At 67.0% G+C, this 17,057-nt stretch carries 21 protein-coding genes; 15 read left to right on the forward strand and 6 right to left on the reverse strand.

Going from position 1 to position 17,057, the window contains the following annotated elements; all coding sequences use genetic code 11:
• Positions 1 to 3 precede the first annotated feature (3 nt).
• From OM960_RS14215 to OM960_RS14235, 5 genes are all read left to right on the forward strand, one after another.
• The gene (locus tag OM960_RS14215) at positions 4 to 948 is read left to right on the forward strand and encodes an ABC transporter permease (protein ID WP_264772412.1); all 945 of its coding nucleotides are present in this window, start codon (positions 4 to 6) and stop codon (positions 946 to 948) included.
• Entirely contained in the window at positions 948 to 1,787 is an 840-nt protein-coding gene (locus OM960_RS14220; protein ID WP_264772413.1) for an ABC transporter permease subunit, read from the forward strand. The genes OM960_RS14215 and OM960_RS14220 overlap by 1 nt, the downstream gene beginning before the upstream one ends.
• A complete protein-coding gene (locus OM960_RS14225; protein ID WP_264772414.1) occupies positions 1,784 to 2,668 on the forward strand; it encodes a dimethylsulfoniopropionate lyase in 885 nt (294 codons plus the stop codon). Before OM960_RS14220 ends, OM960_RS14225 begins: the two co-directional genes overlap by 4 nt.
• 35 nt (positions 2,669 to 2,703) lie before the next feature.
• Positions 2,704 to 3,486, forward strand: coding sequence for a methyltransferase domain-containing protein (locus tag OM960_RS14230; protein ID WP_264772415.1), 783 nt, complete (start codon positions 2,704 to 2,706; stop codon positions 3,484 to 3,486).
• A 101-nt stretch (positions 3,487 to 3,587) separates the two neighbouring features.
• Complete coding sequence (locus OM960_RS14235) at positions 3,588 to 5,210, forward strand: amidohydrolase (RefSeq protein ID WP_264772416.1); 1,623 nt, start codon at positions 3,588 to 3,590, stop codon at positions 5,208 to 5,210.
• A gap of 27 nt (positions 5,211 to 5,237) precedes the next feature.
• Here OM960_RS14235 and OM960_RS14240 read toward each other — a convergent pair whose 3' ends face one another.
• On the reverse strand, positions 5,238 to 6,230 hold the full coding sequence (locus OM960_RS14240; protein WP_264772417.1) for a TraB/GumN family protein: 993 nt from the start codon (positions 6,228 to 6,230) through the stop codon (positions 5,238 to 5,240).
• Between the two features lie 205 nt (positions 6,231 to 6,435).
• Between OM960_RS14240 and OM960_RS14245 the strand changes: the two genes are divergently transcribed.
• The 4 genes from OM960_RS14245 (at position 6,436) to OM960_RS14260 (ending at position 10,522) form a co-directional block, all read left to right on the forward strand.
• The gene (locus OM960_RS14245) at positions 6,436 to 6,723 is read left to right on the forward strand and encodes a co-chaperone GroES (protein ID WP_263337459.1); all 288 of its coding nucleotides are present in this window, start codon (positions 6,436 to 6,438) and stop codon (positions 6,721 to 6,723) included.
• A gap of 48 nt (positions 6,724 to 6,771) precedes the next feature.
• A complete protein-coding gene (gene groL / locus OM960_RS14250) occupies positions 6,772 to 8,412 on the forward strand; it encodes a chaperonin GroEL (RefSeq protein ID WP_263337456.1) in 1,641 nt (546 codons plus the stop codon).
• Between the two features lie 191 nt (positions 8,413 to 8,603).
• The gene (locus OM960_RS14255) at positions 8,604 to 9,401 is read left to right on the forward strand and encodes an alpha/beta fold hydrolase (protein WP_263337455.1); all 798 of its coding nucleotides are present in this window, start codon (positions 8,604 to 8,606) and stop codon (positions 9,399 to 9,401) included.
• A 263-nt stretch (positions 9,402 to 9,664) separates the two neighbouring features.
• Positions 9,665 to 10,522 carry a DMT family transporter gene (locus OM960_RS14260; protein WP_264772418.1) on the forward strand — a complete coding sequence of 286 codons (858 nt, stop codon included), beginning with the start codon at positions 9,665 to 9,667 and terminating at the stop codon, positions 10,520 to 10,522.
• On the opposite strand, the gene OM960_RS14265 is transcribed toward OM960_RS14260, so the two are convergent.
• Positions 10,513 to 11,004: a GreA/GreB family elongation factor gene (locus tag OM960_RS14265; RefSeq protein ID WP_264772419.1), complete on the reverse strand. Its 492-nt coding sequence runs from the start codon at positions 11,002 to 11,004 to the stop codon at positions 10,513 to 10,515. The genes OM960_RS14260 and OM960_RS14265 overlap by 10 nt on opposite strands.
• A complete protein-coding gene (locus OM960_RS14270; protein ID WP_263337449.1) occupies positions 11,001 to 11,453 on the reverse strand; it encodes an NUDIX domain-containing protein in 453 nt (150 codons plus the stop codon). Before OM960_RS14270 ends, OM960_RS14265 begins: the two co-directional genes overlap by 4 nt.
• Positions 11,454 to 11,528: 75 nt before the next feature.
• Here OM960_RS14270 and OM960_RS14275 point away from each other — a divergent pair, with 75 nt between their 5' ends.
• Positions 11,529 to 12,254: an alpha/beta fold hydrolase gene (locus OM960_RS14275; protein WP_263337447.1), complete on the forward strand. Its 726-nt coding sequence runs from the start codon at positions 11,529 to 11,531 to the stop codon at positions 12,252 to 12,254.
• Positions 12,255 to 12,348: 94 nt separating this feature from the next.
• Positions 12,349 to 13,137, forward strand: coding sequence for a cyclase family protein (locus OM960_RS14280; protein WP_263337445.1), 789 nt, complete (start codon positions 12,349 to 12,351; stop codon positions 13,135 to 13,137).
• 3 nt (positions 13,138 to 13,140) lie between these two features.
• On the opposite strand, the gene OM960_RS14285 is transcribed toward OM960_RS14280, so the two are convergent.
• Together OM960_RS14285 and purE are read right to left on the reverse strand one after the other, a co-directional pair.
• Positions 13,141 to 14,211 carry a 5-(carboxyamino)imidazole ribonucleotide synthase gene (locus OM960_RS14285; protein ID WP_264772420.1) on the reverse strand — a complete coding sequence of 357 codons (1,071 nt, stop codon included), beginning with the start codon at positions 14,209 to 14,211 and terminating at the stop codon, positions 13,141 to 13,143.
• Complete coding sequence (gene purE / locus OM960_RS14290) at positions 14,204 to 14,689, reverse strand: 5-(carboxyamino)imidazole ribonucleotide mutase (RefSeq protein ID WP_263337441.1); 486 nt, start codon at positions 14,687 to 14,689, stop codon at positions 14,204 to 14,206. Before purE ends, OM960_RS14285 begins: the two co-directional genes overlap by 8 nt.
• Before the next feature lie 142 nt (positions 14,690 to 14,831).
• On the opposite strand from purE, the gene OM960_RS14295 reads away from it, so the two are divergent.
• Entirely contained in the window at positions 14,832 to 15,233 is a 402-nt protein-coding gene (locus OM960_RS14295) for a DUF3995 domain-containing protein (protein WP_263337440.1), read from the forward strand.
• A 7-nt stretch (positions 15,234 to 15,240) separates the two neighbouring features.
• Here OM960_RS14295 and OM960_RS14300 read toward each other — a convergent pair whose 3' ends face one another.
• Complete coding sequence (locus OM960_RS14300; RefSeq protein ID WP_411709805.1) at positions 15,241 to 15,447, reverse strand: YdcH family protein; 207 nt, start codon at positions 15,445 to 15,447, stop codon at positions 15,241 to 15,243.
• A gap of 197 nt (positions 15,448 to 15,644) precedes the next feature.
• On the opposite strand from OM960_RS14300, the gene OM960_RS14305 reads away from it, so the two are divergent.
• From OM960_RS14305 to OM960_RS14315, 3 genes are all read left to right on the forward strand, one after another.
• Entirely contained in the window at positions 15,645 to 16,061 is a 417-nt protein-coding gene (locus OM960_RS14305; RefSeq protein WP_263337436.1) for an Hsp20 family protein, read from the forward strand.
• A 14-nt stretch (positions 16,062 to 16,075) separates the two neighbouring features.
• Positions 16,076 to 16,303, forward strand: coding sequence for a DUF1150 domain-containing protein (locus OM960_RS14310; RefSeq protein WP_263337434.1), 228 nt, complete (start codon positions 16,076 to 16,078; stop codon positions 16,301 to 16,303).
• Between the two features lie 86 nt (positions 16,304 to 16,389).
• Positions 16,390 to 16,875, forward strand: coding sequence for a cytochrome b (locus OM960_RS14315; RefSeq protein ID WP_264772421.1), 486 nt, complete (start codon positions 16,390 to 16,392; stop codon positions 16,873 to 16,875).
• The last annotated feature ends 182 nt before the right edge of the window (positions 16,876 to 17,057 follow it).

A 17,057-nucleotide genomic window follows, 5' to 3' on the forward strand; every position in this document is an offset into this window, starting at 1 on the left:
GCGATGGAAGCGGCGCATCGGTCACCTGGATTTCGCAGATGGTTCAACCGGCGCGGCTGGATCAAGATCACGATCGCCACGCCCTATGTCTGGCTCTCGCTGTTCTTCCTGCTGCCCTTCGTCATCGTGATCGCGATGAGCTTCGCGACGCGCACGCCGACCGCGCCGCCGTTCTCCTTCGGCGGCGACTATCCGGTGATGAACACCAACCACTACGCGCGGCTGATCCACGACGACCTCTATGTCCGCGCCTATCTGAACTCGATCGGCAACGCGACGCTCGCCACGCTCATGTGCCTCCTGATCGGCTACCCGATGGCGCTGGGCCTCACGCGCGTCAGCCGGTCGTGGCGCAATGTCCTCCTCATGCTGGTGATCCTGCCCTTCTGGACCTCGTTTCTTCTGCGCGTCTACGCATGGATGGGGCTGATGGGGACCAACAGCTGGTTCAACAAGCTCCTGACCGGCGCCTATAACTGGGTGATGCCCGCCGACATGGCGCTGCGCTACATCCCGATGATGAACACCGGCTTCGCTGTCGTGCTGGTCACGGTCTACTCCTACCTGCCGTTCATGATCCTGCCGCTCTACGCGAACCTCGAGAAGCTCGACCTGTCCTTGAACGAGGCGGCGATGGATCTCGGCTCGCGCCCCTTCCAGGTCTTCCGCGACGTGACGCTTCCCTTGTCCCTGCCGGGCATCATCGCAGGGTCGCTCCTGGTCTTCATCCCGGCATCAGGCGAGCTGATCATCCCCTCGCTCGTCGGGTCGTCTTCGCGGCCGATGATCGGGCGCGTGATCTCGGACGAGTTCGCCTCGGCGCGGGACTGGCCGATGGCGTCCGCCGTCGCGGTGGCGCTGCTGCTCCTCCTCGTCGGGCCGCTGATGGCCTATACCTATTTCGAGGGCAAATCGCTGGAGAAGAAGAAGGCGGAGGGAGAGAGCTGATGAACCGCCGTCCGGTCTTCCTGATCACGATGCTCTGCTTCGGCTTTGCGTTCTTCTACATCCCGATCCTGTCGATGATGGTCTATTCGTTCAACGGATCGCGCCTTGCGACCGTCTGGGGCGGGTTCTCGACGAAGTGGTATGTCTCGCTTCTGTCTAACCGGCAGGTGCTGAAGGCCGCGATCCTGTCGATCGAGATCGCCGTCCTGAGTGCCACCTTCGCCACCATCCTCGGCACGATGGCCGGGATCGCCATGGCTCGGTTCAAGCGGTTCCGCGGAAGGACGCTCTTTTCCGGGCTCGTGACGGCGCCCCTCGTGATGCCAGAGGTGATCACCGGCATCGCCTCGCTGATGCTCTTCATCCTGATGGCGGAGTATATCGGCTGGCCCGCGACGCGCGGCTTCACCACGGTGACGCTCGCCCATATCACCTTCTCGATGGTCTTCGTGACCACCATCGTCCATTCCCGGCTCGTCCAGGCCGACGAGGCGATCGAGGAGGCGGCCATGGATCTGGGCTCCCGCCCCTGGCAGGTGATGAAGGACATCACCCTGCCGGTGATCTCGCCCGCGATCATGTCGGGCTGGCTTCTCGCCTTCACGATCTCGCTCGACGACGTGGTCATCACGAACTTCACCACCGGGCCGGGGACGACGACCCTGCCGATCCTGATCTGGTCGAAGGTGAAGCTCGGGGTGACGCCGGACATCAACGCGCTCGCCACGATCACCGTGGTGATCGTCGGGATCGGGGTCTTCATCGCCGGATGGCTTCTCAACCGGGCCGAGAAAGCGCGCGAGCACGATATCCAGCTCGCTTACCAGGCCAACCAATGACGATGCCGGCCGACGACCTCCAGGCGCTCGCGGAGCTTCATGGCGGGTTCGGCCAGCCCGGCTCGGGCCGGGTCCGCTATGCGGCGGCGATGCATTTCTACCGCAAGGGGCTCATGTCCGCGGAAGTGCTCGAGGTTTACCGCATCTGTTCGGCCCGCGATGGCGAGGACCCGGCCGGGCTTCTGAAGGCCCGCGCGCTGAGGGCGGACATTCCGCCCCGGCCGCAGCCGGACCGGGAACTGGCGCTGCGCGGGCTTCTGGGCGAGATCGACCGCTACCTCGCGGGGCTTTCCGGGCCGGGGATCTCGGAGACCCGCGCGGGTCTCGCGGCGCATCGCGACGGCCCGGTGCGGCCGGGCGCGGATTCCGACCTCGCGGTCGTGCGCGCGCATCTTGCCGATGCGCTGGCGGCGCTCGCCACCGAGCGGCCCGCCCTCGCTGCCGCGGTCGAGGATGCCATGCCGCACCTTGGCTGGCGCGCCTATGACAGCTACCCGCCGGAAGAGATCGGTGCCGCGTTCCGCACGGGCCATGCCTATGCCTCGCTGATCGGAGAGGGGGCGATCCCCGCCGGTGACTTCGACCTCGGCCTGTTCCTGATCGCACCGGGTCTGCTCTATCGCGACCACGCCCACAGCGCGCCCGAGCTCTATGCGCCTTTGACCGGGCCGCACGGCTGGCGCTTCGCGCCCGACGCCCCGCTCGTGATCAAGCCGGCGCATGAGCCGGTCTGGAACGAGCCCGACGTGCCGCATCTGACGAAGGTCGGGCCCCGGCCGTTCCTCTGCATCTATTGCTGGACGAAGGACGCGAACGAACCGGCGCGCATCATTCCGGCCGGGGACTGGGACACGCTCGAGCGCGGCGTGATCGAGGCCTGAGGGCACGGCCGCCGGGCAAGCAGGGAGAAAGGACGATGGAAGCGGAAGGCGGAGAACTCTACCACAATCGGCTCGTCGCGACGCTCGAAGCCCTCTGGGGTACGGGGTTCCTGTCGCCCGGCGGACCGGACGAGGTGGGCCGCGTCGTCGCCGGCATCGACATCGGCGGCAGGGCGGTGCTCGACATCGGCTGCGGTGCGGGCGGGATCGACGTCGCGCTGGTGCGCAACCACGGCGCGGGCTACGTCTCGGGGATCGACGTCGAGGACACGGTGCTTGCCCGGGCCCGCGAGGTGATCGGCGAGGCGGGACTCGGTGACCGCATCGGATGCCTGAAGGTCGCGCCGGGCCCGCTGCCGTTCCCGCCTTCGTGCTTCGACATCGTGTTTTCCAAGGATTCCATCGTCCACATCCCCGACAAGCACGCGCTCATGCGCGAGGTCTTCCGTGTACTCCGGCCCGGCGGTTGGTTCCTCGCCTCGGACTGGCTGATCGGGCATGACGGCGACCCGAGCCCCGAGATGGCCGCCTATATCGCCGCCGAGGGGCTCGATTTCGGCATGGCGTCGCCCGGACGCTACCGGGACGCGATGGCGGCGGCGGGCTTCACGGACATCACGATCACGAGCCGCAACGACTGGTATCGCGCCGCGGCGAAATCCGAACTGGAGCGGCTGAAGGGGCCGGTGGGCAGGGCGGCGGCCGATGTCGTCGGGCAGGACTTCATCGACGAAAACATCGGCATATGGGAGCGGATGATCCCGGTTCTCGACAGCGGCGAACACTGCCCGACCCATCTGAGGGCTCGGAAGCCATGATCACGGCCGGGGGCGTGTCGAGAGGGAGAATTGTCTGCATGTCGCAGCGCCGCGCCCTGCGTCGGTGTGGCATTCGGATTCTGGTCTGAAAGGCGGTTCCGATGCGGCCCGCCGACACGATCGTTCTCAATGCGCGCATCGTCACGATGGACGGCGCCGTCCCCCGCGCGCAGGCCTTGGCGATCCGAGACGGGCGTGTCGCCGGGCTGGGGTCCGACGCCGATATCCGCGGCATGGCCGGTCATGCCACCAAGCTGATCGATGCGGGCGGCAGGCTCGTCCTGCCGGGCTTTCAGGATACTCATATCCATCTTCAGGATGGCGGGCTGGATTACAGCCAGAATGCCGACCTCACCGCTGTGCGGACGCCGGGCGAGCTTGTCGCCACGCTGTCGGCCTTCGCCGCCACGCACGAAAAGCCCTGGGTGAACGGGACGGGATGGCTCGCGGTCATCTTTCACGCCGGGAACCTCGACCGCCATCTCCTTGACCGTGCGGTGCCGGACCGGCCCTGCCTGATCGTCTCCTCCGACGGCCACAGCGCCTGCCTGAACACACTCGGCTGCGCGGCGCTGGGGTTGACGGCGGAGACGCCGGATCCCATGAACGGCCATTTCGTGCGCGGCGCGCGCGGAGAGCCCACCGGAATGCTCTATGAAAAGGCCGTCGACTGGGCCGAAAGCCGGATGCCCCGACCGACGGACGCCGACTTTACCAAGGGCGTGTTGTGGGCGCAGGCGCTCGCCCACAGCCACGGCTTCACGGGCGTCCTCGATCCGCGGGTGGAGGAGCGGCACATCCGCATCTACAGGGATCTGGACACTTCGGGTGATCTCACTCTGCGCGTGGCCTCGGCGGCGCTCGTCAATGCCCTCGACACGACAGCGGAGGCGCTGGAGCGGCTTTCGGATTTTCGCGCGATGACCCGTGGTCCGCGCTTCAAGGTCCATTCGGCCAAGTTCTTCCTCGACGGGGTCATCGAGAACCGCACCGCAGCGATGATCGCCCCCTATGCGGACGAGACCGGCGGCAACGCGCCGCTGATGTTCGATCCCGGCCAGATCGCGGAGATGTTCACCGCGCTCGACGCCGCGCGGTTCCAGATCCATGTCCATGCCATCGGCGACATGGCAGTGCGCGCGGCGCTCGACGGGTGCGAGGCGGCGCGCGGGGCGAACGCGGACTGGCCCTCGCAACACCAGATCGCCCACATCCAGTTCATCGACCCCGCCGACCTTCCGCGATTCCGCCCCCTCGGCGTCATGGCGAACGTGCAACCGCTCTGGGCTAGGAACGAGCCTGCCGTCACCGATGCCGCCGTGTCGCTGGTCGGCAACGACCGCAGCCGCTGGATCTACGCCTTCCGCTCGCTCCTCGACGCGGGCGCGGGCATGGCGCTGTCGAGCGACTGGGGTGTCTCGACTCTCAACCCGTTCGAGATCATCGAAACCGCCGTCACGCGCCAGCCGCCCGTCGCGGAGGGACGGGTGCCGCCGTTCCTGCCCGAGGAGCGCATCACGCGCGCCGAAGCCATTGCGGGCTACACCGTGCAGGCGGCAGCGGCGGCCTGGCGGAGCGCCGATACCGGGACGCTCGGCATCGGCAAGCAGGCCGATCTCGTCATGCTCGACCGCGATGTCTTCGTCTGCCCGGTGCACGAGATCGGTGCCACGCAGGTGGACATGACGATGGTCGGCGGGGTCGTGGTGTTCGAACGGGCGTGACGCCCCGGCCGGCCGGGGTGTCAGATTTCAGAACGGCTGGCGTTCGATCGTGAAGCCCTCGCGTTCCAAAAGTGCCAGCACGCCCTCCTCCCCGGACAGGTGCATCGCGCCGAACGCCGCGAAAGCCGGCCCCTCCTCGGCCGCGGCTTCCAGCACCGGAAGCCAGGCGTGGTTACGCCGGTTGACCAGCGACTCTTCCATTAGGACCAGATCGCCGTCGACCTCGTCGCGCGTCATCCCCGGCAGATCGTAAGCCGCGAGCCGGCCGAGTTCCCACGACAGCCGGACATCCTCGGCGAAATAGGCCTCCGTCAGCGTGGCGGCGTAGTCCTCGGCCTGCTCGCTCATGGCGAGCGTCGCGCGGATCATGTCGAGCTGCTTTTCCGGCGGCACCGCATCGAACAGCCCGAAGATCGTGTCGTAGGGTTCCAGCGCCCGCAGCGGAATTCCCCGAGCCTCCGCGCGAGCGATGATGCGTGCATCGAGGCCGCTCGAACCCGCCCCGATCTCCGCCATGGCGCAGGGCGGGATGCCGAGCATCATCGAGACGTACCAGGGCCGCATCTTCGAGGCGAGGACGGCCGGGACGCCGCGCTCGCGCATCGCGTCCACCAGCATCTGCCAGTCGGTCTCGTCGAGGCGCTCGGGCAGGGTCGGGCCGGAGGTGGTGAACAGAAGGTCAGGCCGCCGAGTCATTTCGGACTTCAGCTTCTCCATCTCGTCCGGTCCCGCCTCGACCAGGACGACCGTCGCCTCGTCGAGCGCATGGGCAATGCGCTCGAGCACCGCGTCGTGGCGTGGATCACCGAGGTGGTAGGTGCCGACGAGGAACAGCCGCGCATCGCCGCGCTGGGCCAGCCAGGCATTGCCGCGCGCATAGGGCACCGCCGAGATGGCGGCGTCGATCGCGGCACGGTCATCGGGCGCCATTGTCGGGGCGAGGTCCTCGCCGTTGCAGGCGGCTGCCGCCGCCCTCACGGTAAACGCCAGGATGAGCCAGACCAAGGCGGTGCGAAGCATCGGAACTTCCTCGCTGCATACAGAAATTCACTGTCCGGGCATCCTTGCACGGACGGCGTGGCAGGGCCATGTGAAAGTCGCAGAAATTTTGCGCGACGCAGGAGTTGACTCGCGCTGGGGCGACGCCTAACTACGGCTCGTTGGCACTCACCCGAAGAGAGTGCTAACCATCCTTCAACCTGGAACCCCAAGGGAGAGTGACCAGATGAATTTCAAACCGCTTCATGACCGTGTGCTGGTCAAGCGTGTGGAAAGCGACGAGAAGACCAAGGGCGGTCTGATCATCCCCGACAGCGCCAAGGAAAAGCCGGCCGAGGGCGAAGTCGTGGCGTGCGGCGAAGGCGCGCGCAAGGATTCCGGCGAGCTGATCGCGCCGTCGGTCAAGGCCGGCGACCGCATCCTCTTCGGCAAGTGGTCGGGCACGGAAGTGACGATCGACGGCAAAGAGCTGCTCATCATGAAGGAAAGCGACATTCTCGGCATCATCGCCTGAGACCCCCGCTGACCTCGAATTCCATCCAGACAACCAGGAGAAGCCAACATGGCTGCTAAGGACGTCAAATTCAATTCCGATGCCCGTGACCGGATGCTCAAGGGCGTCAACATCCTCGCCGACGCGGTGAAGGTGACGCTTGGCCCGAAAGGCCGCAACGTCGTGATCGACAAGTCGTTCGGCGCCCCGCGCATCACCAAGGACGGCGTCACCGTCGCCAAGGAGATCGAGCTTTCCGACAAGTTCGAGAACATGGGCGCGCAGATGGTGAAGGAAGTCGCTTCCCGCACCAACGACGAGGCCGGCGACGGCACCACCACCGCGACCGTTCTCGCCCAGGCGATCGTCCGCGAGGGCCTGAAGTCGGTTGCCGCCGGTATGAACCCGATGGACCTCAAGCGCGGCATCGACCTCGCCGTGCACAAGGCCGTCGAGCACATCAAGGGCGCGGCCCGCAAGGTCGCTGACTCCGCCGAAGTCGCTCAGGTCGGCACCATCTCCGCGAACGGCGAGGCCGAGATCGGCCGTCAGATCGCCGACGCGATGCAGAAGGTCGGCAACGAGGGCGTGATCACCGTCGAGGAGAACAAGGGCCTCGAGACCGAGACCGAAGTCGTCGAGGGCATGCAGTTCGACCGCGGCTACCTCTCGCCGTACTTCGTCACCAACCCGGACAAGATGATCGCCGAGCTCGAAGACGCGATGATCCTCCTGCACGAGAAGAAACTCTCGTCGCTGCAGCCGATGGTTCCGCTGCTGGAGTCGGTCATCCAGTCGCAAAAGCCGCTCCTGATCATCGCGGAAGACGTCGAGGGCGAGGCCCTGGCCACGCTCGTCGTCAACAAGCTCCGCGGTGGCCTGAAGATCGCCGCCGTGAAGGCGCCGGGCTTCGGCGACCGCCGCAAGGCCATGCTGCAGGACATCGCGATCCTGACCGGTGGTCAGGTCATCTCGGAAGACCTCGGCATGAAGCTCGAGAATGTCGGCATCGACATGCTGGGCCGCGCCAAGAAGGTCTCGATCACCAAGGACAACACCACCATCGTCGACGGCGCCGGTGAGAAGTCCGAGATCGAGGCGCGCGTCGCCCAGATCCGCACCCAGATCGAGGAAACTTCCTCGGACTACGACCGTGAGAAGCTGCAGGAGCGTGTTGCGAAACTCGCTGGCGGCGTCGCCGTCATCCGCGTCGGCGGCATGACCGAAGTCGAAGTGAAAGAGCGCAAGGACCGCGTCGATGACGCGCTGAACGCGACCCGTGCGGCCGTTCAGGAAGGCATCGTCGTCGGTGGCGGCGTGGCGCTCGTCCAGGCGGCGAAGGCTCTCGAAGGCATGAAGGGCGACAACGGCGACCAGGAAGCCGGCATCGCCATCGTGCGCCGCGCGCTCGAAGCGCCGCTGCGCCAGATCGCCGAGAACGCCGGCGTCGACGGTGCGGTCGTGGCCGGCAAGGTCCGTGAATCGAAGGACCTCGCCTTCGGCTTCAACGCCCAGACCGAAGAATATGGCGACATGTTCAAGTTCGGCGTCATCGACCCGGCGAAAGTGACCCGGACGGCTCTGGAAGACGCGGCCTCGGTGGCCGGTCTCCTGATCACGACCGAAGCCATGGTCGCCGACAAGCCCGAGCCGAAGGGTGCTGCCGGCGGCGGCATGCCCGACATGGGCGGCATGGGCGGCATGATGTAATCACGCCGTTCCGCTTAGGAACAGGGAAGGGGCTCCGCGAGGGGCCCCTTTCTTCTTGGGAATGACTTGGCTGTGCGTCGGATCGGTGCGGGCCCCGAACGGACGGTTACCGATCTTGAGCGACCGATAACTGTGCCCGCGACCGGGGTGTGTTAGTCTGCCGTCCGATGGCCTGTGAAGGAGACAGTGGCATGCCATACGCCGAACTCAATGGCGCGCGCATTTACTTTTCCGACACTGGCGGAGATGGCGACACGATCGTCTTCTCGCACGGGCTATTGTTCAGCGGCGCCATGTTCGAGGCGCAGGTGGCCCATTTCCGGGACCGATACCGCTGCGTTGCCTACGATCACCGAGGCCAGGGCAAGAGCGGCGTGACCAAGATCGGGTATGATATCGAGACCCTGACCGAGGATGCCGCGGCTCTCATCCGACATCTTGGCGTCGCACCGTGCCATTTTGTCGGTCTGAGCATGGGCGGCTTCGTCGGCATGCGTTTGGCGGCGCGCCATCCGGACCTGTTGAAGTCGTTGACCCTGCTCGAAACCACCGCCGACCCCGAGCCAAGAGAGAATGTCCCGAAATACCGGATGCTGAACTTCATCGCCCGCTGGATCGGTCTTTGGGCCGTCATCGGTCGCGTGATGCCGATCATGTTCGGACGGACATTCCTGACGGATCCGTCCCGGGCAAGGGACCGGGAACGGTGGTCGCAGGCGATCCTGTCAAATGACCGCGTCGGCATTACCCGCGCGGTCGCCAGCGTGATAGACCGCGACGGCTGCGTCGATCTTCTGGAGCGGATCGATCTGCCCGTCGGCATCGGTGTCGGAGACGAGGACGTGGCCACCGCGCCCGAAAAATCCCGACGCATGCACGCTGCCATCGGGGGATCGGAACTGGTCGTGTTCACGCGGGCGGGCCATTCATCGTCCATCGAGACCCCAGCACAGGTCAACGAGCTGATCGAGCGGACCATCCGGCCATGAACAGCCGCTGGACGTGATCTCCAGGGGATGGTGCGCGAACACCTCGGCGATTCGTCGATTTCGCGCGACCGTCGGCCATGTTCCGCAATGCGGGCGCGTGGCTGGTGGTCGACGCACGCCCTCCGTCGCCACGACGCAACGCTGCTCCCGTTTCCGGAGAAGAAACCACGCCCGCCATGATCCGCGTTGGGCGCAGGACTTAACCCCTCCGGCCGCGCGACGAAGGCCGTTGGCGGCGCGGGCATGGCGGTGTACGCAGGGCCATGCGACTGCTCTTGCTCACCGCGCTGACCATGACGGCGTTCGCCGCGAATTCGGTGCTGAACCGGATGGCGGTCGGGACGGGGCTGATCGGTCCGGTCGATTTCGCGGTGATCCGGCTTCTGGCCGGGGCGGGCATGCTCGGGGCGCTGGTCGGGCTGCGGGCACTGGCCGGGCGCGGCGCGGTCTGGCCCGGTACACGGGGGCGGGTCGCGGGATCCTTGTCGCTGCTCGTCTATCTCTTCGGCTTCTCGTTCGCCTATCTCGCGCTCGATGCCGGGTCGGGGGCGCTCATCCTCTTCGGGATGGTGCAGGTCACGATGTTCGCGGGCGCGCTGGCGCTAGGCGAGCGGGTGCCGGCCCGGCGCTGGGTCGGGGCGGGGATGGCCTTTCTCGGGCTGGTCTATCTTCTTACGCCGGGATCGGGCGCCGGCGAGGTCCTGCTGCATTCTGCGCTGATGGCGGCGGCGGGGATCGGCTGGGGCTTCTACTCGCTCTCGGCGCGGGGCGCCCGCGACCCGCTCGGCGCCACGGCCTGGAACTTCATCCTCGCTGTGCCGGTGGCGGGGCTCGTCTTCGCCTTCGCCCCGGCGGACGCGGTTCCGGCGACGGCGTCGGGGGTGCTCCTCTCGGTGATCTCGGGCGCGGTGACATCGGGGCTTGGCTACGCGCTCTGGTACCGCGTGCTGCCCGAGCTTGGCGCCGCGCGGGGCGCGGTGGCGCAGCTCACCGTGCCGGTGATCGCGCTGGTAGGCGGGATGGCGCTTCTGGGCGAGGTCCTTACCCTACGCTTCGCGCTCTCGGCGATCCTCGTCCTCGGCGGCGTCGCCTTCGCGGTGCGCCCGGCCCGTCAGGCATAGGCGATGGCGAGGATTTCCAGCTCCGCCCGCCCCGCCGGGCGTTTCCACTCCACCACGTCGCCCACCCGCGCGCTGAGAAGCGCGCGCGCGAGCGGCGATTGCGGCGCGATGCGGCCGAGGCTCGCGTCGGCCTCGTCCTCGCCGGTGATCTCGTAGACCGCCTCCGCGCCGTCCTCGTCGGCCACGGTCACCCGCGCGCCGAAGGCGACCTCGCCCGAGGGCTGGTCAGCCGGGTCGACGGGGATCGCCGAGCGGAGCCGCGCCTCGACGTAGCGGATGTCGCGCTCTGCGGCCTTTTCCGGCAGCTTGTCGAGCCGCTCGGCGCGCGCCTTGAGCCGGGCAAGCTCGGCCTGGAGTGTCGCGAGCCGGTCGCGCAAGGCCTTGAGCCCGCGCGGCGTGACGTAGTTCGGATGCGTAGAGACGGGAAGATCGGGGAGGGGCTCGTTGTCGGGCCCGTCCTCCTTCACAAAGGCGCGGCTCATTGGACGATGACCTCCAGCGGGTCGTAATGGGCGGGTCCTTCGGCGCCGAAGGCGATGCGCGGCAGGCTGTCGGGCTTCAGCCGGATATCTTGCAGCTCTTCTCGCGCGAAGAAGCGGCGGGTATGAACGACGCGCGACGGGTCCGCCCAGCCGGGATCGAGCCGGCCTCCGGTGATCGTGCAACGGAAGAAGAGATCGACCTGATGGAACCCGGTGCGCGGATCGTGAAACTCGTTGACCAGCGCGAGCGGCCCGACCGCGATGTCGAGCCCGCATTCCTCGTGCACCTCGCGTTTGAGATTGTCCGGCAGCGAGCGGCCCGGCTCCACCCCACCACCCGGCGCACACCAGAGATCCGAGCGCCGGCCGGCAAAGGCGTTGACGAGCAGAAGCCTCCCCTCGGCGAGGATTATGGCGCGGGTTGCCAGACGGGGCAGTCGGGATTTCATCGCGCCAGAGTGACGAAGCGTCGGGGCGAGAGCAAGGGGCTCGCTTCGCGGGCGAGAATTTCTTATGTCAGAACCATGATCAAGCCGCTGCTTCTCGCCCTTGCGACCATTGCCGCCGGCCCCGTGCGGGCCGATTGCATCGTGCTGCTGCATGGGCTGGCGCGGACCGACACGTCGTTGCTGGTGATGAGGGCGGCGCTGGAGCGGGCAGGGCACCAGGTGATCAACGTCGACTACCCGTCCACGAAGGCGCCGGTCGCCGAACTTGTGGCCGAATATGTCGGCCCCGCGGTCGGACAATGCGGCGCGGAGCAGGTGTCGTTCGTCACCCATTCGATGGGCGGCATCCTGGTCCGGGCCTGGCTGGCCGACAACCGGCCGGAGCGGATGGGGCGGGTGGTGATGCTGGCGCCGCCCAACCACGGCTCGGAGCTGGTGGACGCCTTCGGCGATCTCGGCCCGTTCCGCTGGATCAACGGCCCGGCGGGGCTGGAGCTTGGCACCGGGCCGGGAAGTGTTCCGAACGCGCTGCCGGCGGTCCAGTTCGACCTTGGCATCATCGCGGGGAACCGGTCGCTCAACCCGGTCTATTCGGCGGTGATCAAGGGCGAGGACGATGGCAAGGTCAGCGTCGACAGCACGCGGATCGGCGGGATGCGGGATCATATCGTGCTGCCCGTCACGCACACTTTCATGATGAACAACCCGCTGGTGATTGCCCAGGTTCTGGAGTTCCTCGCGGAAGGCCGGTTCGACCACGACCTCACCTATCTCGAGGCCGCCGAGCGGCTGATCGAGTGAGCCTTGGCGACTTGGTCGCCGGGTCCGGCTGCGCTACCCTGTGAATGGCCGCGGCGCCTTGCAACGCCGCTCGACCTCAGACAGGGGGATTGCCATGCATACCGGACTGTCGACCGCCGTCCTCTGGTGCGGCCTCGCGCTGTCGGCCACGGCGCAGGACCTCACCGCGGGGCGCTGGATCGACCTCACCCATCCCTTCAACGAGAACTCGGTCTACTGGCCGACGGCCGAGATGTTCACCAAGACCGAGGTCTTCCACGGCCATACCGAGGGCGGCTGGTTCTACTCGGCCTATAATTTCGCCGCCGCCGAGCACGGTGGCACCCATATGGACTCGCCCATCCACTTCGCCGAAGGGGCGCATACGACGGATCAGGTGCCGCTCGACCGGCTCATCGGGCCGGGCGTGGTGATCGACGTGGCGGAAAAGGCGGCGGCCGATGTCGACTACCGCGTGAGCGCCGCCGATATCGAAGCGTTCGAGGCCGAGCACGGGCCGATCGGGGCCGGCACGATCGTGCTCCTGAACACCGGGCGGGCCGGGCTCTACGGTGACCGCACCGCCTATATGGGGACCGACGAGCGCGGCGAGGAGGCGGTGGCGAAGCTGCATTTCCCCGGTCTCGGGGCCGATGGCGCGGCGCTGCTGGTGGAACGCGGGATCGCCGCCGTCGGGATCGACACGCCGTCGATCGACTATGGCCAGTCGAAGGATTTCGCGGCCCATGTCGAGCTCATGACCCACAACATCCCGGCCTTCGAGAATGTCGGCGACATGAGCGATCTTCCCGCGACCGGCGCGATGATCGTGGCGCTGCCGATGATGATCGAGGGCGGCTCGGGCGGCCCCCTCAGGATCGTCGCGCATCTGCCCGGGGGCTGACGCTTAGCGCGGGGTGACGCGGTTCACGTGGCCCATCTTGCGGCCCGCCCGCGCCTCGGCCTTGCCGTAGAGATGGATCGCCGCGTGCTTCTCGCGCGCGATCGCGGGGATGCGGGCGATGTCGTCGCCGATCAGGTTCTCCATCACCACGTCGGAATGGCGCGATCCGTCGCCCAAGGGCCAGCCCGCGATGGCGCGGATGTGCTGCTCGAACTGGTCGACGGCGCAGCCGTTCTGGGTCCAGTGGCCGGAATTGTGCACGCGAGGCGCGATCTCGTTGACGATGAGGCCCTTCTTCGTGACGAAGAGCTCCACGCCCATGACGCCGACATATTTCAGCGCGTTGAGGATCTTGGCGGCGAGGAGCACGGCGTCGGTGCGCTGGGCCTCGGTCAGCCGCGCGGGCACGGTCGTCGTGCTGAGAATACCGCCCACATGCACGTTCTCGCCCGGATCGAAGGCCGCGACCTCGCCGGTGAGGCTGCGCGCGGCGATGACCGAGACCTCGTGGCTGAACTCGACGAAGCCTTCGAGGATCGCCGGCGCGTCTTTCATCGCGGCCAGCGCCGCCTCGGCGTCATCGGGGGATTTCAGCCGCTCCTGGCCCTTGCCGTCATAGCCGAGCCGCCGGGTCTTGAGGATCGACGGCGTGCCGATCTCCTCGACGGCCTCGGCGAGGTCGGCGGCGTCGTCGGCGGCGGCATAGGGCGCGGTCATCAGGCCGAGATCGCGCAGGAACGATTTCTCGATCAGCCGGTCCTGGCTGATCGAGAGCGCGCGGCGGTTCGGATGGATCGGGCAATGCGCCTCGAGCGCGTCCAAGGCCGAGGTCGGAATGTTCTCGAACTCGTAGGTGACGATGGCGACCGACTTCGCGAAGGCTTCAAGTGCGGCGAGATCCTCGTAGGGCGCGGTCGTCACGGCATGGGCGACATCGGCCGCCGGAGGATGGGCCATCGGCTCGTAGATATGGGTTCTGTAGCCGAGCCGCGCGGCGGCGACGGAGAGCATGCGGCCAAGCTGGCCGCCGCCGAGAATGCCGATCACGGAACCGGCGGGCAGGGTGTCAGTCATCTTTGGGCTCGTCGGGGATCGAGGCGGAAAGGGCGTCGCGCCAGGCATCGAGCCGGACGGCGAGGGCGGGGTCCTGAAGGGCGAGGATACCGGCGGCCATCAGCCCGGCATTGGCGGCGCCGGCCGCACCGATGGCCATCGTGGCGACCGGGTAGCCCTTGGGCATCTGGACGATGGAATAGAGGCTGTCGACGCCCGAAAGCGCCCTGGTCTGGACCGGCACGCCGATCACCGGGACGCGGGTCTTCGAGGCCATCATGCCGGGCAGATGCGCGGCTCCGCCGGCGCCGGCGATGATCACCTGCAAACCCCGGTCCGTAGCCGCCTTGCCATAGGCCCAGAGCCGGTCGGGCGTGCGGTGCGCCGAGACGATCTTCGCCTCGTAGGCGATGCCCAGCTCGTCGAGAACCGATGCCGCCTCCTTCATCGTGGGCCAGTCGGACTGCGACCCCATGATGATGCCGACCTTCACGCTCATGGTGCTGTCCTTCACCCCCGGAATGGAGCGCGCACTATAGCGACGGGCGGGGGCGGGGCAAGGGCCCGAACCGGCGGATCGGGGGCGGATTGCGCCCGGTGGCGGCGGTTGACGGCGCCGGGGCCCGCGCTAGGGTGCCGTCATGACGCTTCTCGTCCTGGCGCTCACGACGATCCTCATGCTCTTGGCGGTGCTGCACATCGCCTGGGGAATCGGATTCTGGTTTCCGCTACGCGATGAAGCGGCGCTGGCGCGGGCGGTGATCGGCACGCCGGGCCGACAGGATATGCCGGGTGCGGTGGCCTGTTCGCTGGGCGCATCGGCACTGATGGCGGCGGCCTCGTTTCTCTGGTGGGCGCCGGGCCTGCCGCGCGACTTCGCGCTCGCGCTAACGGGCGCGATCCTCGCCGGACGCGGCGTCGCGGCGTGGCTGCCGGCCTGGCGCCGGCGCTATCCAGAGGAGCCCTTCGCGACACTCGACCGGCGGCTTTTTGGGCCGCTTTGCCTCGCGCTCGGCGCGGGGTTCTGGTGGCTCGCGGTCTGATTGGGGGTCAGGCGATGATGTCGGGGGTAAGGATGTCCTCGATCCGCGCGATCTGGTCCTTCAGCATCAGCTTTTGCTTCTTCAGCCGCTTCAGCGTGAGCTGATCGGCGCGGCCGGAGGTCTCCATCAAATGGATCGCCTCGTCGAGATCGCGGTGCTCCTGTCGGAGTACCTCGAGCTTGACGCGCAGAACCTCCGTGTTGTCCATTTCCATTCGGACGTTCATTCCATCCCTGTGTTCTTGAGTCGCGGCATCGCGGCCTTGGAAAGATAGCAATTCCGCGTGATTGCGGGAAGCATTTAGCGTCGCCATGCCTTGTCGCGGCGGAGCGAGATATCCATATTCCCAGTGCGGGACTGCCGGAAACCGGGGTTCCGCGATGTGTCGCTTGTATCCGAGGACATGCAGAGATGACAAAACTGACCTTTGCCGCCCACCCTTTCCTTCTGGGGTTCGACCAGTTGGAGCGATTGGTGGAGCGCACCGCCAAATCCGGCAATGACGGCTATCCGCCGTTTAATATCGAGCAATCCTCCGAGCACGAGTTCCGAATCACGCTGGCGGTGGCCGGTTTCCGCGAGGACGACATCGGCATCACCGTCGAGGACCGGCAGTTGATGATTCGCGGCCGCCAGGCCGACGATGCCGACGAGGGCCGCGTGTTCCTGCATCGCGGCATCGCCGCGCGGGCCTTCCAGCGCAGCTTCGTTCTGGCCGAGGGCGTCGACGTCGCCGGCGCGACGATGGAGAACGGACTTCTCCATGTCGATCTGCGCCGCTCGGTGCCGGAGAAGGTGGTGCAGACGATCCGCATCACCAAAGGGTAAGGAGGTAGGGTAACATGCACACCAAGTACGACTTCGGACCCGAGGCGGGCGAGCGCATCGTCTATGTCCGCGCGGTGGAGGTTTCCGACCTGCCCGAGGAGATCCAGGCGCAGGCGGACGGTCTCGACACGCTCTACGCGGTCCATGATGCGAGCGGCGAGCGGCTGGCGCTGGTCAAGGACCGCGAGATGGCCTTTATCCTCGCGCGCCAGAACGACATGGCTCCGGTCAGCGTCCACTGAGCATCTGATTTCTTCGCGACGGATTTCGTCGCGCCACGCGTTCAGTCGAAGGCGAATGATATCCGCCGGGAATGTGTGAGGAGCAGATGAAACAGGCGTCAGGGTATACTCGCGTACAGTTCGCACTGCACTGGATCGTTCTTGCGCTCATCGTCGTGAGCTATGGCAGCGGGAATGCGATTGCCTCCGCGTGGCGCGCCTTCGGTCGCGGCGAGGAGGTCGGACCGGGCGCGCTGCTCGTTCATGTCGTCGCAGGCGGCGCAATTCTCGCGCTGGCGCTCGCGCGGTTGTATTTGCGGCTTCGGCATGGCGCGCCAGCGGCGCCCGAGGGCGGCCATCCGGGCGTGAAGGCCGTCGCCGCAGTGACGCATTGGTCGCTATACGCGCTGATGATCGCGATGCCCGCCACCGGCCTCGCCGCTTGGTTCGGAGGGATTCGGGATCTGGGCGACGTCCACGAGGCGATGTTCAACCTTCTCGTCGCGCTGGTCGCCTTACATGTCGCCGGCGCAATGCTTCACCACTTCGTGTTGAAGGACGGGCTCTTGAGACGGATGCGCCGCGCAGGGTGACAGGGGTAAAAGAGAAGGCCCCGAGGAGTTCCTCGGGGCCTTCTCTATCTTTATGCGTCAGGCCCTGATCAGGCCCATCTGCTCGAGCTTCAGGATCACCTGATGCGCGCAGTTGTCGACGTCGACGTTCTCGGTCTCGACCTTGAGCTCGGGGTTCTGCGGCTCCTCGTAGGGATCCGAGA

The sequence above is a fragment of the Defluviimonas salinarum genome, assembly GCF_026013545.1.
In the GTDB taxonomy this organism is placed as follows: Bacteria; Pseudomonadota; Alphaproteobacteria; order Rhodobacterales; family Rhodobacteraceae; genus Albidovulum; species Albidovulum salinarum.

Coding starts and splice junctions, on each gene's coding strand:
- OM960_RS14215 (WP_264772412.1), top strand. CDS start 4: ATGGAAGCGGCGCATCGGTCACCTGGATTTCGCAGATGGTTCAACCGG.
- OM960_RS14220 (WP_264772413.1), top strand. CDS start 948: ATGAACCGCCGTCCGGTCTTCCTGATCACGATGCTCTGCTTCGGCTTT.
- OM960_RS14225 (WP_264772414.1), top strand. CDS start 1,784: ATGACGATGCCGGCCGACGACCTCCAGGCGCTCGCGGAGCTTCATGGC.
- OM960_RS14230 (WP_264772415.1), top strand. CDS start 2,704: ATGGAAGCGGAAGGCGGAGAACTCTACCACAATCGGCTCGTCGCGACG.
- OM960_RS14235 (WP_264772416.1), top strand. CDS start 3,588: ATGCGGCCCGCCGACACGATCGTTCTCAATGCGCGCATCGTCACGATG.
- OM960_RS14240 (WP_264772417.1), bottom strand. CDS start 6,230: ATGCTTCGCACCGCCTTGGTCTGGCTCATCCTGGCGTTTACCGTGAGG.
- OM960_RS14245 (WP_263337459.1), top strand. CDS start 6,436: ATGAATTTCAAACCGCTTCATGACCGTGTGCTGGTCAAGCGTGTGGAA.
- groL (WP_263337456.1), top strand. CDS start 6,772: ATGGCTGCTAAGGACGTCAAATTCAATTCCGATGCCCGTGACCGGATG.
- OM960_RS14255 (WP_263337455.1), top strand. CDS start 8,604: ATGCCATACGCCGAACTCAATGGCGCGCGCATTTACTTTTCCGACACT.
- OM960_RS14260 (WP_264772418.1), top strand. CDS start 9,665: ATGCGACTGCTCTTGCTCACCGCGCTGACCATGACGGCGTTCGCCGCG.
- OM960_RS14265 (WP_264772419.1), bottom strand. CDS start 11,004: ATGAGCCGCGCCTTTGTGAAGGAGGACGGGCCCGACAACGAGCCCCTC.
- OM960_RS14270 (WP_263337449.1), bottom strand. CDS start 11,453: ATGAAATCCCGACTGCCCCGTCTGGCAACCCGCGCCATAATCCTCGCC.
- OM960_RS14275 (WP_263337447.1), top strand. CDS start 11,529: ATGATCAAGCCGCTGCTTCTCGCCCTTGCGACCATTGCCGCCGGCCCC.
- OM960_RS14280 (WP_263337445.1), top strand. CDS start 12,349: ATGCATACCGGACTGTCGACCGCCGTCCTCTGGTGCGGCCTCGCGCTG.
- OM960_RS14285 (WP_264772420.1), bottom strand. CDS start 14,211: ATGACTGACACCCTGCCCGCCGGTTCCGTGATCGGCATTCTCGGCGGC.
- purE (WP_263337441.1), bottom strand. CDS start 14,689: ATGAGCGTGAAGGTCGGCATCATCATGGGGTCGCAGTCCGACTGGCCC.
- OM960_RS14295 (WP_263337440.1), top strand. CDS start 14,832: ATGACGCTTCTCGTCCTGGCGCTCACGACGATCCTCATGCTCTTGGCG.
- OM960_RS14300 (WP_411709805.1), bottom strand. CDS start 15,447: ATGGAAATGGACAACACGGAGGTTCTGCGCGTCAAGCTCGAGGTACTC.
- OM960_RS14305 (WP_263337436.1), top strand. CDS start 15,645: ATGACAAAACTGACCTTTGCCGCCCACCCTTTCCTTCTGGGGTTCGAC.
- OM960_RS14310 (WP_263337434.1), top strand. CDS start 16,076: ATGCACACCAAGTACGACTTCGGACCCGAGGCGGGCGAGCGCATCGTC.
- OM960_RS14315 (WP_264772421.1), top strand. CDS start 16,390: ATGAAACAGGCGTCAGGGTATACTCGCGTACAGTTCGCACTGCACTGG.